Annotated in this window: 11 protein-coding genes and 1 tRNA gene; 1 reads left to right on the forward strand and 11 read right to left on the reverse strand. The window is 69.1% G+C overall.

The features are described from left to right. Positions 1–2 precede the first annotated feature (2 nt). A complete protein-coding gene (gene polA, locus ACFXP5_RS01845) occupies positions 3–2,636 on the reverse strand; it encodes a DNA polymerase I (protein ID WP_394543288.1) in 2,634 nt (877 codons plus the stop codon). Positions 2,637–2,692: 56 nt separating this feature from the next. On the opposite strand from polA, the gene ACFXP5_RS01850 reads away from it, so the two are divergent. After that, positions 2,693–3,124: a hotdog fold thioesterase gene (locus ACFXP5_RS01850; protein WP_394526504.1), complete on the forward strand. Its 432-nt coding sequence runs from the start codon at positions 2,693–2,695 to the stop codon at positions 3,122–3,124. 9 nt (positions 3,125–3,133) lie between these two features. Here the strand turns inward: ACFXP5_RS01850 and ACFXP5_RS01855 are convergent, their stop codons facing one another. The 10 genes from ACFXP5_RS01855 to ACFXP5_RS01900 all read right to left on the reverse strand — a co-directional run bounded on the left by ACFXP5_RS01855 (position 3,134) and on the right by ACFXP5_RS01900 (position 15,622). Continuing rightward, positions 3,134–3,754: an ANTAR domain-containing response regulator gene (locus ACFXP5_RS01855; protein WP_394526506.1), complete on the reverse strand. Its 621-nt coding sequence runs from the start codon at positions 3,752–3,754 to the stop codon at positions 3,134–3,136. 65 nt (positions 3,755–3,819) lie between these two features. Beyond that, positions 3,820–3,902: transfer RNA gene (locus ACFXP5_RS01860), tRNA-Leu, on the reverse strand. Between the two features lie 63 nt (positions 3,903–3,965). Further along, the gene (gene pyk / locus ACFXP5_RS01865; RefSeq protein ID WP_394526508.1) at positions 3,966–5,414 is read right to left on the reverse strand and encodes a pyruvate kinase; all 1,449 of its coding nucleotides are present in this window, start codon (positions 5,412–5,414) and stop codon (positions 3,966–3,968) included. 53 nt (positions 5,415–5,467) lie between these two features. Then, complete coding sequence (locus ACFXP5_RS01870) at positions 5,468–6,934, reverse strand: glutamate synthase subunit beta (RefSeq protein WP_394526510.1); 1,467 nt, start codon at positions 6,932–6,934, stop codon at positions 5,468–5,470. After that, complete coding sequence (gene gltB, locus ACFXP5_RS01875; RefSeq protein WP_394543289.1) at positions 6,927–11,504, reverse strand: glutamate synthase large subunit; 4,578 nt, start codon at positions 11,502–11,504, stop codon at positions 6,927–6,929. Before gltB ends, ACFXP5_RS01870 begins: the two co-directional genes overlap by 8 nt. Before the next feature lie 53 nt (positions 11,505–11,557). Continuing rightward, positions 11,558–12,559, reverse strand: a complete 1,002-nt coding sequence (gene lgt, locus ACFXP5_RS01880; RefSeq protein WP_394543290.1) for a prolipoprotein diacylglyceryl transferase — start codon at positions 12,557–12,559, stop codon at positions 11,558–11,560. Positions 12,560–12,568: 9 nt separating this feature from the next. Then, positions 12,569–13,360 (reverse strand): tryptophan synthase subunit alpha, encoded by a 792-nt coding sequence (gene trpA / locus ACFXP5_RS01885; protein WP_394543291.1) that lies wholly within the window; start codon positions 13,358–13,360, stop codon positions 12,569–12,571. After that, positions 13,357–14,616, reverse strand: coding sequence for a tryptophan synthase subunit beta (gene trpB / locus ACFXP5_RS01890; RefSeq protein WP_394526518.1), 1,260 nt, complete (start codon positions 14,614–14,616; stop codon positions 13,357–13,359). The genes trpA and trpB overlap by 4 nt, the downstream gene beginning before the upstream one ends. After that, on the reverse strand, positions 14,613–15,395 hold the full coding sequence (trpC, locus tag ACFXP5_RS01895; protein ID WP_394543292.1) for an indole-3-glycerol phosphate synthase TrpC: 783 nt from the start codon (positions 15,393–15,395) through the stop codon (positions 14,613–14,615). Before trpC ends, trpB begins: the two co-directional genes overlap by 4 nt. Beyond that, a complete protein-coding gene (locus ACFXP5_RS01900) occupies positions 15,392–15,622 on the reverse strand; it encodes a DUF6704 family protein (RefSeq protein ID WP_394526521.1) in 231 nt (76 codons plus the stop codon). The genes trpC and ACFXP5_RS01900 overlap by 4 nt, the downstream gene beginning before the upstream one ends. Positions 15,623–15,646: the final 24 nt, after the last annotated feature.

A 15,646-nucleotide genomic window follows, 5' to 3' on the forward strand; every position in this document is an offset into this window, starting at 1 on the left:
GCCTAGTGACCGGCCTCGTTCCAGTCGCCCCCGCGCCCGATCTGCACATCGAGGGGAACGGTGAGCTGTGCCGCGTCGCCCATCCGGGCACGCACGATCGACTCCGCAGCATCCCACTCCCCCGGCGCGACCTCGACGACGAGCTCATCATGGATCTGTAGCAGCACCCGGGAGCGCAGGTCGGCTTCGGCGAGATCGGCGTGGATGTGGAACAGCGCGATCTTCATGATGTCCGCGGCACTGCCCTGGATCGGGGCGTTGAGCGCCGCGCGCTCCGCGTTCTCGCGCAGGACACGGTTGGGACTCGTCAGATCGGGGAACGGCCGGCGGCGCCCGAAGATCGTTTGGGTGTAGCCGTCGATGCGGGCCTGCTCGACGGAGGAGCGCAGGTAGTCGCGCACCGCGCCGAAGCGCGCGAAGTACTCCATCATCAGCTGCTTGGCCTCGGACTGCTCGATCCGCAGTTGCTTCGACAACCCGAAGGCCGACAGGCCGTAGACGAGTCCGTACGACATCGCCTTGACCTTCGAGCGCATGGGCGAGGTCACCTCCGCGGGCGTCACGCCGAAGACCCGTGCCCCCACGAAGCGGTGCAGGTCTTCGCCGCTGTTGAACGCCTCGACCAGGCCGGGGTCGCCCGACAGGTGCGCCATGATCCGCATCTCGATCTGCGAATAATCCGCGGTCAGGAGCGTCTCGTACCCCGCGCCGACCTCGAAAGCGGCGCGGACGCGGTGGCTCTCCTCGTTGCGGATCGGGATGTTCTGCAGGTTGGGGTCGGTGCTCGAGAGACGCCCGGTCTGGCTGCCGGTCTGCACATACGTGGTGTGGATGCGACCGCTCTCGTCGATCGCCGCCGCGAGAGCGTCGATGATCTGGCGCAGCTTGGTCGCGTCGCGGTGCTGGAGAAGCAGGTCGAGGAACGGGTGCGGATGCGAATCCTGCAGATCGGCGAGGACGGCGGCGTCGGTGGAGTAGCCGGTCTTGGTCTTGCGGGTCTTGGGGAGCTCCAGTTCCTCGAACAGCACCTCCTGCAGTTGTTTCGGCGACCCGAGGTTGACCTCGCGCCCGATCGCGGCGTACGCCTGCTGGGCGAGGCCCTCGGCGCGCACCCCGAGTTCGGCCGAGAACGCTGTCAGTCGTTCGTGCGAGACGGCGACCCCGGCCAACTCCATGTCGGCCAGCGTCTGCAGTGTCGGCAGCTCGATGGTCTCGAGTACCTCTCGCACGCTGTCGGGCAGCTCCGCGCGTTCGGCTTCGGCGACGCGCAGCACGAACCACGCGAGCTGCGCGGGAGTCGCGCCCTCGGTCTCGGGGACGAGTTGCGACGGGTCGGCCTCGGGCAGCTTCTCCCCCAAGTAGCGGTCGACCAGGTCGGCGAAGGTCTTGTCGGGGAGGCTCGGACGCAGCAGCCAACCGGCGAGGAGCACGTCGAAGGCGAGGCCCCGCAGGGTGACACCCTCGCGGGCGAGGGCTTTCACCTGCGGCTTGGCGTCGAAGAACGCCTTGGGCGCGTCCGAAGCGAACCACGGGCCCAGCGCGGCGGCGAGCTCGGCGCTCCAGTCCGCTTCGGCGGCAGCATCCGTCGTCGCGAGTCCGAGCCGGGTCGGCAGCCCGCCGGAGACGACCACCGTGACGCCCACTTCTCCCGCGGCAGCATCGGCCCACGCCGCGAACGCGGTCGGATCGAGCTCGGCGGCCTTCGGGGCCTCGGCGGCAGGTGCTGCGGTGGAGGCGTTCGCCTCGACTCCCGCGGCCTCGAAGACCCGCGGGAGGAGCGTGCGGAACTCGAGGCGGGCGAAGATGTCCCGCACCGCCTGGGCGTCGAGCGGGCGGACGGCGAGATCGGCGGGCCCGAGCGGCAGCTCGACGTCGGTCAGCAGCCGGTTGAGACGTCGGTTTCGGCGCACGTCGTCGAGGTGCTCGCGCAGGTTGTTGCCCACCACGCCGGTGATCTTGTCGGCGTTGTCGAGCAGGGCGTCGAGCGAGCCGTACTGCGTCAGCCACTTGACCGCCGTCTTCTCCCCCACCTTGGGCACACCGGGGAGGTTGTCGCTCGTCTCGCCGACGAGGGCGGCGATCTCGGGGTACTGCTGCGGGGGCAGACCGTACTTCTCGATCACGGCGGCGGGGTCGTAACGCTTGAGTTGCGACACCCCCTGCACGTTCGGATACAACAGGGTGACGTCGTCGCTCACGAGCTGGATCGTGTCGCGGTCACCGGAGCACACCAGCACGTGGAAGCCCTGTTCTGCGCCTTCCGTGGCGAGGGTCGCGAGGATGTCGTCGGCTTCGAAGTCCTCCTTCTCGAGCACCGGGATGCTCATCGCGGCGAGGACGTCCTTCAGGATCGGAATCTGTCCCTTGAATTCGGACGGCGTCTCGGAGCGGTTCGCCTTGTACTCCGTGTACTCGCGGGTGCGGAACGACTGACGGGAGGTGTCGAACGCCACGACGAGGTGGGTGGGCTTCTCGGCCTTGATGAGATTCACCAGCATCGACAGGAAGCCGTAGATGCCGTTCGTGTGTTGGCCGTCTTTGGTCGAGAAGTTATCGACCGGGAGCGCGTAGAACGCCCGGTAGGCCAGCGAATGGCCGTCGACGACGAGAAGGGTAGGCTTTCCGGGGTCCGTCACCCGTCAAGCCTAACGAGGGGCGCGGACACCGCATCCCTCCCCCGACGAAGGCGGCCATGAGCACGACGACCCCCGATTCCTCAGCCGGCCTCGACTGGGTGCGAAGCCGAGGCGCGGGCGCCCTCGCCGAGAAGATGGGCATCGAGTGGCTCGAGTTCTCCATCGAGCGGTGCGTCGCGACGATGCCCGTCGAGGGCAACACCCAGCCGGTGGGTCTGCTGCACGGCGGGGCGTACGTGGTGCTGGGCGAGTCGCTCGGATCGATGGCGGCCAACCTGCACGCGGGCCCCGGGCGACTGGCGGTCGGTGTCGACATCAACGCGACGCACACCCGCTCGGCGTCGTCCGGGATCGTCACGGGCGTCTGCACGCCGCTTCATCTCGGCCGCTCGTTGACCGTCCACGAGATCGTCGTCAGCGACGAGGAGGGGCGCCGTTGTTCGACGGTGCGCATCACGAACCACATCAAGGACGCGCCGCGTTCGTGAGCCCGGCGCTCAGCCCTTCTTCGGGGCGAGCTGCTCGATGATCGCCTTGGCGACATCCTGCATGGTGAGTCGGCGGTCCATCGAGGCCTTCTGGATCCAACGGAACGCCTCGGGCTCGGTGAGCCCCATCTTCTCGTTCAGCAGGCCCTTGGCCCGGTCGACGAGCTTGCGCGTCTCGAACCGCTCGACCATGTCGGCGACCTCGGCTTCGAGCGTGATGATCTGGTCGTAGCGGGCCAGAGCGATCTCGATGGCCGGCAGCAGGTCGTTCGGGGTGAAGGGCTTCACGACGTAGGCGAGGGCGCCCGCTTCGCTCGCCCGTTCGACGAGCTCCTTCTGGCTGAAGGCGGTGAGCAGCACGACCGGCGCGATGTGGTCCTTGCTCAGCCGCTCGGCCGCGCTGATGCCGTCGAGCTGGGGCATCTTGACGTCCATGATCACGAGGTCGGGACGCAGCTCGGTCGCAAGCTGGACGGCCGTTTCGCCATCGCCCGCTTCGCCGACGACGTCGAAGCCGTTGTCGCGCAGGATCTCGACGATGTCGAGGCGGATGAGCGACTCATCCTCCGCAACCACGACGCGGCGGGGGGCGGATGCGATGGGCGCAGCGCCCGGATCTTGCTCAGTCACGTATTCATCCTAGAACAGGGGGCTCGGGCTACTGCCGAAAACCCGTGGGGGGAAGCTGGTTCGCGTGCCGGTGGTGGGATTCGAACCCACACGTCCTTTCGGACAGAGCATTTTGAGTGCCCCGCGTCTGCCGTTCCGCCACACCGGCCAGCACGCCAGCATCCGACCCTATCGCACGCCGCGACGACAGCGCGGCGTGCGACTCGGCAGGTCAGCCTTCGCGCTGGTAGATCGGCGCGGCGCCGTGCACCGCGTCGCCCACCTTGTGCACGCGGAGGTCGTTCGTGGAGCCCGCGATTCCGGGAGGGGAACCGGAGATCACGATGACCTTGTCGCCGACCTTGGCCAGGCCGTTGGCGAGCAGGTGATCGTCGACCTGCATGAACATGAGGTCGGTGTGCTCGACGTAGTCCACCAGCGTCGAACTGACGCCCCAGGTGAGGGCCAGCCGGCGACGGATGGCGGGATCGGGAGTGAACGCGATCATGGGGATCGCCGAGCGCAAGCGCGACATCCGGCGCGCGGAGTCACCCGACTCGGTGAAGATGCAGAGGAACTTGGCCTCGACGAACTCGGCGACCTCGATCGCGGCCAGGGTGATCGCGCCGCCCTGGGTGCGCGGCTTGTTGGTCAGCTTCGCGATGCGGTCCAGGCCGTGGTCCTCGGTGGAGGCCACGATGCGAGCCATGGTCTCGACGACCCCGACCGGGTACTGCCCGACGCTGGTCTCGCCCGAGAGCATGACCGCGTCGGCGCCGTCGAGGACGGCGTTGGCGACGTCGCTCACTTCGGCGCGCGTGGGGACGGGGTTGGTGATCATCGACTCGAGCATCTGCGTGGCCACGATGACGGGCTTCGCCATCCGGCGGGCGAGCTCGACGGCCTGCTTCTGCACGATCGGAACCGCCTCGAGCGGCAGCTCGACGCCCAGGTCACCACGGGCGACCATGATGCCGTCGAACGCGTCGACGATGGCCTCGAGGTTGTCGACGGCCTGCGGCTTCTCGATCTTGGCGATGACGGGGACATAGCGGCCCTCTTCGCCCATGATGACGTGCACGCGGTCGATGTCGGAGGCATCACGCACGAACGACAGGGCGATGAGGTCGGCGCCGGTGCGCAGGCCCCAGCGGAGGTCGGCCTCGTCCTTCTCGGACAGCGCGGGCACGTTGACCGCGACGCCGGGGAGGTTGATGCCCTTGTTGTTCGACACGGGGCCGCCGACGATGACGCGGGTGGTCACGGTGCGCTCGTCCGAGTCGATGACCTCGACGCGCACCTTGCCGTCGTCGATGAGGAGGAAGTCGCCGGGGCGCACGTCGTCGGGCAGGCCCTTGAACGTCGTGGAGACGAGTTCCTTGGTGCCGGGGACGTCGTCGATCGTGATGGTGAAGATGTCGCCCGCGGCGAGCTCGTGCGGACCGTCGGCGAAGCGACCGAGACGGATCTTCGGACCCTGCAGGTCGACGAGGATCGCGACCGCGCGGCCGGAATCCTCGGCCGCCCGACGGACGTTGGCGTAGTTGCCCTCGTGCACGGAGTAGTCCCCGTGGCTGAGGTTGAGTCGTGCAACGTCGACACCCGCGTCGATGATCGCGCGGACCATCTCGTACGAGGATGTGGCGGGGCCGAGCGTAGCTACGATCTTGGCGCGTCTCATCGGTGATGTTCTCCGGAGGTGGTGGTTTCGAGGGGTGGAAGGCCGTCGCCAGCCTACGCGGGCAGCAGTCCGATCGCGACATCGTTCGGGCGCACCGGAGCCGGCAGCGCGGTCTCGCCCATGAGGTAGCGATCGACCTCGGCGGCCGCGGCGCGTCCTTCGGCGATCGCCCACACGATGAGCGACTGTCCGCGCCCGGCGTCGCCCGCGGCGAAGACGCCGGGGGTCACCGTCGCGTACGAGGTGTCGCGGTCGATGGCGCCCCGGTTGGTGAAGCGGGTACCGAGCTGGTCTTCGAGCTCGGTGCGCTCGGGACCGGTGAATCCCATCGCCAGCAGGATGAGGTCGGCGGGGATCTCGCGTTCCGTTCCGCTCTTGGGGATGCGGCGACCGTCGATGTATTCGGTCTCGGCGACGCGCAGTGCCCGCACCTCACCCGAACCGTTGGAGAGGAACTCCACCGTGGAGGCGAGGAAGGTGCGCTCCCCGCCCTCCTCGTGGGCTGTGGACACCTCGAGCAGTGTCGGCGTCATCGGCCACGGCTGGGTCTCGGGACGCTCCTCGGGCGGGCGCTGGCCGATCGCGAGGTTCGTCACGCTGAGGGCGCCCTGTCGGTGGGCGGTACCGATGCAGTCCGCACCGGTGTCGCCGCCGCCGATGACGACGACGTGCTTGCCCTCGGCGCTGATCTGGTGGGCGACTTCGTCGCCGGCGACCGCCTTGTTGGATTCGACCAGGTACTCCATCGCGAAGTGCACTCCGGCGAGGTCCCGGCCGGGGATCGCGAGGTCACGGGGCAGCGTCGAGCCGATCGCGACCACGACCGCGTCGTAGCGGGCCCGCAGGGCGTCCCACGTGATGTCCTTGCCGATCTCCACACCGGCACGGAAACGGGTTCCCTCGTCCTGCATCTGACGCAGGCGCGACTCGAGGTGGCGCTTCTCCATCTTGAAATCGGGGATGCCGTAGCGCAGCAGCCCGCCGATGCGGTCATCGCGTTCGTAGACGGCGACCGTGTGACCCGCTCGGGTGAGCTGTTGGGCTGCGGCGAGACCGGCGGGTCCCGAGCCGACCACGGCGACGGTCTTGCCCGTGAGCCGCTCGGGCGGCTCCGGCTCGACCCAACCGCGGGTGAACGCCTCTTCGATGATCGACGCCTCGACCTGCTTGATCGTGACAGCGGGCTGATTGATGCCGAGCACGCACGAGCTCTCGCACGGTGCAGGGCAGAGCTTGCCGGTGAACTCGGGGAAGTTGTTCGTGGCGTGCAGGCGCTCGATCGCAGCGCGACCCTCGCCGCGCCACATCAGGTCGTTCCACTCGGGGATCAGGTTTCCGAGCGGGCAGCCCTTGTGACAGAACGGGATGCCGCAGTCCATGCACCGCCCGGCTTGACGTCGGAGGACGGCGGTGTCACCGGGCTGGTACACCTCTTTCCAGTCCATGATGCGCACGGACACGGGCCGACGCGGCGGCAGCTCGCGCTCCGTGACCTTCAGAAAGCCCTTGGGATCAGCCACCGGTCACCTCCAGGATGCGGTTCCACACGATGTCTCCGTCAGGGTCGAGGCCTTCGGCCAGGGCTTGCTGGCGGGTCTCGAGCACGGCGGCGTAGTCGCGCGGGACGACCCGCACGAAGTTGTCGGCCTCGGCCTCGAAGTCGCTGAGCAGCGAGGCAGCGAGGGCCGAGTCGGTCTCGGCGACGTGCTGCTCGAGGAGGTCGCGGAGGATCTCCGCGTCGCCCGAACCCAGCGGGCCGAGTTCGAGCTCTCCTGCGGCGAGGGCTTCACGGTTCACCAGCGCTTCGTCGAGGCGGTAGATGTAGGCGGTGCCGCCCGACATGCCCGCGCCGAGGTTGCGTCCGGTCGCGCCGAGGATGACGGCGAGCCCTCCGGTCATGTACTCGAGCGCGTGATCGCCGACCCCCTCGACCACCGCGGTCGCGCCGGAGTTGCGCACGAAGAACCGCTCCCCCACCGCGCCGCTGAGGAACATCGTGCCCTGCGTCGCGCCGTAACCGATGACGTTGCCGGCGATGACGTTCTCGGATGCTGCGAACACGGAGTCGCGGGGCGGCCGGATCACGATCTGTCCGCCCGAGAGGCCCTTGCCGACGTAGTCGTTGGAGTCGCCCTCGAGGCGCAGGGTGATGCCCGCCGGCATGAAGGCGCCGAACGACTGTCCGGCGGAGCCGGTGAGGCGCACCACGATCGAATCCGCCGTGAGGCCGTTCTCGCCGCGCACCTTCGTGACGTGGTGGCCCAGCATCGTGCCGACGGCCCGCTCGGTGTTGCGGATCGGGAGGTCGATCTCGACACGACCACCCGACTCGATCACGTCGCGCGCGCGCTCGATGAGCTGCACGTCGAAGTGCTGGTCGAGTTCGTGCTTCTGGTCGCGACCGTGGCGGCGCGGCTCGTCGTCGGCGAAACGCGGCCCTTCGAGGATGGGAGAGAGGTCGAGCCCGCTGGCCTTCCAGTGGTCGATCGCGCCGTTGACGTCGAGCAGCTCGGCGTGCCCGACGGCCTCGTCCAGCGAGCGGAATCCGAGTTCGGCGAGGTACTCGCGCACTTCCTGGGCGATGAACTCCATGAAGTTGATGATGAACTCGGGCTTGCCGGTGAATCGGGCGCGCAGCGCCGGGTTCTGCGTCGCGACACCGACGGGGCAGGTGTCGAGGTGGCAGACCCGCATCATGATGCAGCCCGACACGACCAGCGGAGCGGTGGCGAAGCCGAACTCCTCGGCCCCGAGCAGGGCGCCGACGATCACGTCCCGGCCGGTCTTGAGTTGACCGTCCACCTGCACGACGACCCGGTCGCGCATGCCGTTCAGCATGAGCGTCTGCTGCGTCTCGGCGAGACCGAGCTCCCAGGGGGTGCCGGCGTGCTTGAGCGAGTTGAGGGGGCTGGCCCCGGTGCCGCCGTCCTGGCCGGACACGAGGATGACGTCGCTGAGGGCCTTGGCGACCCCCGCGGCGACGGCACCGATACCCGACTGGCTGACGAGCTTGGTGTGGATGCGCGCGGAGGGGTTCGCCCGCTTGAGGTCGAAGATCAGCTGCTTCAGGTCTTCGATCGAGTAGATGTCGTGGTGCGGGGGCGGCGAGATGAGGCCGACCCCGGCTGTCGCGTGACGCGTGCGCGCCACCCACGGGTACACCTTCGTCGGCGGCAGCTGACCGCCCTCCCCGGGCTTCGCGCCCTGGGCGAGTTTGATCTGGATGTCCTGGGCCTTCGTGAGGTACAGGCTCGTCACCCCGAACCGGCCGGACGCGACCTGCTTGATGGCGCTGTTGCGCACCGGGTCGAGCAGGCGGTCGACGTCTTCACCGCCCTCGCCGGTGTTCGACTTGCCGCCGATGCGGTTCATCGCGACGGCGAGCACTTCGTGCGCCTCCTGCGAGATCGAGCCGTAGCTCATCGCCCCGGTGGAGAACCGCCTCACGATCGATGACACCGGCTCGACCTCATCGAGCGGCACGGGGGTGCGCGCGCCGCTGCGCAGGCCGAACATGCCGCGGAGCGTCTTCAGCTCCGAGGCCTGGTCGTCGACGAGCCGCGTGTACTCACGGAAGATGTCGTACCGGCGCTCGCGGGTCGCGTGCTGCAGGCGGAACACGGTGTCGGGGTTGAACAGGTGAGGAGCGCCGTCGCGACGCCACTGGTACTCCCCGCCGGTCCACAGGCGCTCGTGGGCGCGTGCCGCCGCGTCTTCGGGGTAGGCGTAGGCGTGGCGGGCGGCGTTCTCCGCCGCGATGACGTCGATGCCGACACCGCCGAGCTTCGTCTCGGTACCGGTGAAGTAGTCGTCGACGAAGTCGTGCGAGAGGCCGATGGCCTCGAAGACCTGCGCGCCCGCGTAGGACGACACCGTCGAGATGCCCATCTTCGACATGATCTTCAGCACGCCCTTGCCGAGGGCGTAGATGAGGTTCTTGACGGCCTTCTCGGGGGTGATCCCGGTGACGTAGCCGGCGCGGACGAGGTATTCGGCCGTCTCCATCGCGAGGTAGGGGTTGACCGCCGATGCGCCGTAGCCGATGAGGGTGGCGACGTGGTGCACTTCGCGAACGTCGCCCGCCTCGACCACGAGCCCGACCTTCATGCGAGTCTCGCGGCGGATGAGGTGGTGGTGCACCGCGGCGACCATCAACAGCGAGGGAATCGGCGCGAGGTCCTTGTTCGAGTCGCGGTCGCTCAGCACGATGAACTCGGCGCCGTCCTCGATCGCGTGGTCGACCTCGCGGCACATCTGGGTGATGCGTTTGCGCATCCCCTCGTGTCCGGCCTCGACGTGGTAGAGCCCCCGGATCGTCACGGACGACCGGCCGGGCAGCGCGGTGTCGATGTGCTGGATCTTGGCGAGCTCGTCGTTGTCGATCACGGGGAAATCGAGCGTGACGGTGCGCGTGTGGTCGGCGCCCCAGTCGAGCAGGTTCCGCTCGGGGCCGAGGCCGAGCGCGAGCGAGGTGACGACCTCCTCGCGGATGGAGTCCAGCGGCGGGTTCGTCACCTGGGCGAACTGCTGGGTGAAGTAGTCGAACAGCAGGCGCGGGCGATCGCTCAGCACCGCGACCGGGGTGTCGCTGCCCATCGCGCCGAGGGGCTCGGCGCCGTTCTGCCCCATCGGGGTCAGCAGGATCCGCACCTCCTCCTCGGTGTAGCCGAAGGTGCGCTGGCGGCGGGTGATGGAGGCGATCGGGTGCACGATGTGCTCACGCTCGGGAAGCTCGGACAGGCGGACGCGGCCGGCGTCCAACCATTCCTGCCAGGGCTGGGATGCTGCCAGCTCCGCCTTGATCTCGGAGTCGGGCACGATGCGGCCGGCCGCGGTGTCGACGAGGAACATCCGGCCGGGGCGGAGGCGCCCGCGGCGCTTGATGCGCTCGGGGGCGAAGTCGAGCACACCGGTCTCGCTGCCGATGACGACCAGCCCGTCGGTGGTCTCGGTCCACCGGCCCGGGCGGAGGCCGTTGCGGTCGAGCGTCGCGCCGACGAGCGTGCCGTCGGTGAAGATCAGCGCGGCGGGGCCGTCCCACGGCTCCATCTGGATCGAGTGGTAGTCGTAGAACGCCCGGAGGTCGGGGGCGATCGTGGCCTGCTTCTCGTAGGCCTCGGGCACCATCATCATGACGGCGTGCGGGAGGCTGCGCCCCGTGAGGGTGAGCAGCTCGAGCACCTCGTCGAACGAGGCGGAGTCGCTCGCGCCGTCGGTGCAGATGGGCAGCAGCGGGCGGATGTCACCGATGAGCTCGGATTCCAACTGCGACTGACGCGCCCGCATCCAGTTGCGGTTTCCCTTGACGGTGTTGATCTCGCCGTTGTGGGCGAGCATCCGCAGGGGCTGCGCGAGCGGCCACGAGGGGAAGGTGTTCGTGGAGTAGCGCGAGTGCACGACAGCGAGCTCGGACGCGAAGCGCTCGTCCTGCAGGTCGGGGTAGAACGGCTCGAGCTGCAGGGTGGTGACCATGCCCTTGTAGCCGAGGGTGCGGCTCGACAGCGATACGAAGTACGCACCGAGTTCGGTGCGGGCGCGCTTGCGCAGTCGGTAGACGCGACGGTCGAGCGCGATGCCCGCCAGGGCCGGGGCCTCGCCGACGGCGGGGTGCGAGACGAACAGCTGCTCGAAGGCGGGTCGTGCGCGGAAGGCCAGGGTGCCGAGGTTCTCGTCTTCGGTGGGCACTTCCCGCCAGCCCAGCACGTGCAGGTTCTCGGCGGCGGCGATGCGCTCGATGCCGTGCTTCTGCTCGTCTCGGGCGGCCTCATCGAGCGGGAGGAAGACCATCCCCGCCGCGTACTCCCCGACCGGGGGCAGGTCGAAGTTCACGACCGCGCGCAGGAACGCGTCGGGCATCTGGGTCAGGATGCCGGCACCGTCGCCCGTTCCGGCATCCGAGCCGATGGCTCCGCGGTGCTCGAGGTTGCGCAGCGCCGTGAGCGCGAGATCGATGATGTCGTGTCCGGCCTCGCCACGGAGGGTCGCGACCATCGCCAGGCCGCAGGCGTCCTTCTCGAAGGCAGGGTTGTAGAGGCCCTGCTTCTCGGGGAAAGTGCCGCCGACGACGTCGGAACGGGGGCTCGAAGACATACCTAGCGTCCTCACATTGATACTCAAGATGGGACGACGTCGGCCCGAGGGTGCTATTTCGTGGCGGGTGTGCTTGTGGCGCTGCCGACAGGATCTTTCGTCGCGGGCGGCTCGCTCACGTCGACGAATTCGTGGGGTTCTGCCGATCCTACAGTCCCCGGGACGTTCGCTTCGCGACCGGGCACGTACGGCGACGGCTCGAGGCCCAGGTGGCGGTGGCGCTGCACGATCATGATCGCAAGTCCGAGCAGAACACCGAGGATCGCCGCCCACACGTTGGTGCGGAGGCCGAAGTAGATCTCGCTCGGGTCGATGCGGATGCTCTCCCAGACGATGCGACCGGCGCTGTACCAGACGAGGTAGAGCCCGAACGCCCGGCCCCACTGCAGGGTGAAGGCGCGCGCGGCGAGGAGGATCACGACGCAGCCGAGCAGGTTCCACAGCACCTCGTAGAGGAAGGTCGGGTGAAACAGCGTGTCGGGGGCGAGACCGGCGGGGAAGGCGGGGTTGTCGCTGTCGATCTCGAGGCCCCAGGGCAGGTCGGTCGGCAGACCGAAGAGCTCCTGGTTGAACCAGTTGCCGAAGCGACCGAACGCCTGGGCGAGGATGAGTCCCGGAGCCAGCGCGTCGGCGAAGGTCCAGAAGCGGATGCCGGTCCAGCGGCAGCCGAGGTACGCGCCGACGGCGCCGCCGAGGAGGGCGCCGTAGATCGCGATGCCCCCCTCCCAGATGGCCCAGACCGACCCGGGCTCGAGCGGGTTCCACGGGTTCGAGCCCTCGCCGAAGTAGAAGCCCGGGTGCGTGAGCACGTGGAAGATACGAGCGCCGACGATGGCCAGCGGAACGGCCAGCAGGCAGATGTCGATCACGACCCACGGCTCGGCTCCGCGCCGCGTGAGGCGGTGGTTGGTGAGGAAGACCGCCGCCACGATGCCCGCGATGATGCACAGCGCGTAGAAGTGGATCGGTACCGGCCCGATGAAGAAGCGGTTGATTTCGGGGCTCGGGATGCTGGCGAGCACGCCGGTGGCCGCGCTCGAGAGGGCGAACGTCATGGGGGAAGTCTAAGCGGGACGCGCGGTGCCCGCAGACAGCGCGCGCGCCGTCTCGGCGAGTCCGGCGACGCCGCCGTCGCGCAGGGCGCGCACGAGCGCCGTGCCCACGATCGCGCCGTCCGCGTAGCCGAGCACGTCCGTCACCTGAGAGGGCGTCGAGATGCCGATCCCCACGCAGGCGTGCTGGGCGCCGAGCGCGCGCAGCCTCGTGACGAGGGCGCGGGCGGCGGCATCCACCTGTCCGCGCTCTCCGGTGATGCCCATCGTCGAGACCGTGTAGACGAAGCCCGTCGAGGCCTCCGCGATGAGGGCGAGGCGCTCGTCGGTGGAGGTGGGGGCGGCGAGGAAGACGCGGTCAAGGCCCGTGCGTTCGCTTGCCGCGATCCACTCGGCGGCGGAGTCCGGGGTGATGTCGGGCGTGATGAGACCGGCGCCGCCCGCGGCGAGCAGATCGTCGGCGTACCGGTCGACGCCGTACTGCAGCACCGGGTTCCAGTAGGTCATCACGAGCACGGGCACATCGACGCGCTTCGTGATCTCGCGGACGACGGTGAACACGTCACGCAGGCGGAAGCCGGCCGCGAGCGCGGTCTGGGTCGCCTCCTGGATGATCGTGCCGTCCATCACAGGATCGCTGTAGGGCGGTCCGATCTCGAGGATGTCGGCCCCCGCCTCGGCCAGCGCGACGGCGGCGTCGATGCTCGTCTGGATGTCGGGGAAGCCGGCGGGGAGGTAGCCGACGAACGCGCCGCGACCCGCGGCGTGCGCGGCGTCGATCGCGGCGGCGGCGCGGGAGCTCACAGCTCGATGCCTTCGCCCTTGGCGGCCTCGTCGGGCTCGGGCTCGATGACCGGGGACTCCTCGGCGTCGTAGAGCTCGAAGTAGCGCGCCGCGGTGTCCATGTCCTTGTCGCCGCGTCCGGAGAGGCAGATCGCGATGACGGAGTCGGGGCTGAACTGCGGGGCAAGGCGCATCGCGCCGGCGAGGGCGTGGGCGGTCTCGATCGCGGGGATGATGCCCTCGGTCGTGGACAGCACCCGCAGGGCCTGCATGGCCTCGTCGTCGGTCGCGGGGATGTACTCGGCGCGACCGATCGAGGCCAACCAGGCGTGCTCGGGTCCGACGCCGGGGTAATCGAGCCCCGCCGAGATCGAGTGCGACTCGAGCGTCTGGCCGTCTTCGTCCTGCAGCACGAAGGTCTTCGCGCCGTGCAGCACTCCGGGGCGGCCGCGCTCGATCGATGCGGCGTTGCGGGGCGTGTCGACGCCGTCGCCCGCCGCCTCGACGCCGTAGAGCTTCACGCCCTCGTCGTCGAGGAACGCGTCGAACATGCCGATCGCGTTCGAGCCGCCGCCGACGCAGGCGAAGACCGCGTCGGGGAGGCGGCCGACCTCGTCGAGCAGCTGAGCGCGGGCCTCTTCGCCGATGACCTTCTGGAAGTCGCGCACCATGGCGGGGAACGGGTGGGGCCCGGCGGCGGTGCCGAAGATGTAGTTCGTGGTCTCGACGCTCGCGACCCAGTCGCGGTAGGCGTCGTTGATCGCGTCCTTCAGGGTGCGCGATCCGGTCGTGACGGGGATGACCTCGGCTCCCAGAAGGCGCATCCGAGCGACGTTGAGTGCCTGACGCTCGGTGTCGACCTCGCCCATGTAGATCGTGCAGTCGAAGCCGAAGAGGGCGGCGGCGGTGGCGGTGGCGACACCGTGCTGACCCGCACCGGTCTCGGCGATGACCCGTGTCTTGCCGAGGCGCTTGGTGAGGAGGGCCTGGCCCAGCACGTTGTTGATCTTGTGCGAGCCGGTGTGGTTCAGGTCCTCCCGCTTGAGGAAGACGCGCGCCCCGCCGACGTGCTCCGCGAAGCGCGGCACCTCGGTGAGCACGGACGGCCGCCCGGCGTAGGAGTGCAGCAGTGCGCGCAGCTCCTCGAGGAACGACTCGTCCGCCATGGCGGATTCGTAGACGGCGGTGAGTTCGTCGATCGCCGCGATCAGCGATTCCGGCATGTACCGGCCGCCGAACTCGCCGAAGAAGGGACCGGTCTCGGTGCGCAGGCTCATGATGTGTCTCCCAGAAAGGTATGAAGGGTCGCGACCGGGTCACCGGTGACCAGAGCCTCCCCGACCAGCACCACGTCGGCGCCGGCTGAACGGTAGTGCGCCACGTCTGCGGGGACGAGCACAGCGGATTCGGCGACCTTGATGGCCGAGGACGGGATGCTGTCGGCCACGCGTCCGAAGAGGTCGCGGTCGAGTTCGAACGTCGTGAGGTCGCGGGCGTTGACGCCGATGATCGCGGCACCGACGTCGACCGCGCGCTGCACCTCTTCGGCGGAGTGCGCCTCGACGAGCACGCCCATCCCGAGTTCGAGCGCGAGCGTGTGCAGCTCGACGAGCGTGGGCTGATCGAGCGCGGCCACGATGAGCAGCACGAAATCGGCGCCGGCCGCGCGGGCTTCGATCACCTGGTAGCGCGTCGCGAGGAAGTCCTTGCGCAGCACCGGCAGGTCGACGCCCGCTTTGACGGCCTCCAGATCGGCGAGCGAGCCCTTGAAACGTCGGCCCTCGGTGAGCACCGAGATCGCCGACGCTCCCCCGCGCTGATACAGCGAGGCCTGCAGCGCCGGATCGGGGATCGACGCGAGATCGCCCCGCGAGGGACTGGCGCGCTTGACCTCGGCGATGATCTTCACCCGGTCGGCCGGCGCGAGCGCGGCGAGCACGTCACGGGCGGGGGTCTGCGCGAGCGCTCGGCGCTCCACCTGGGCCAGGGGCTCGGACTCTGCCCGCGTCTCGGCGTCGTGCACCGCGCCGGCCGTCAGGTCGGCGAGGAGGCTCAATGCTCTTTGACCGTGACCTTGGAGCCGCCGACGCCGTAACCGGCCCGCTTCAGGACCCATCCCGCGATGGCGCCGATGAGCACGATGACCGCGGACGCCCAGACCAGCCAGACGAGTTCGAAGAAGAACGCGGTGGTGCCGATGGCGACCCCCACGAGCATGATGATCACTGCCGCCCACGCGGCCGGGGAGTGTCCGTGACCGGGGTCGCCGATGGGGTTGCTCATGGATCTCCTTCGGGTGCTCGCGCC

This window comes from Microbacterium hanjuni (assembly GCF_043556395.1).
Taxonomy (GTDB): domain Bacteria; phylum Actinomycetota; class Actinomycetes; order Actinomycetales; family Microbacteriaceae; genus Microbacterium.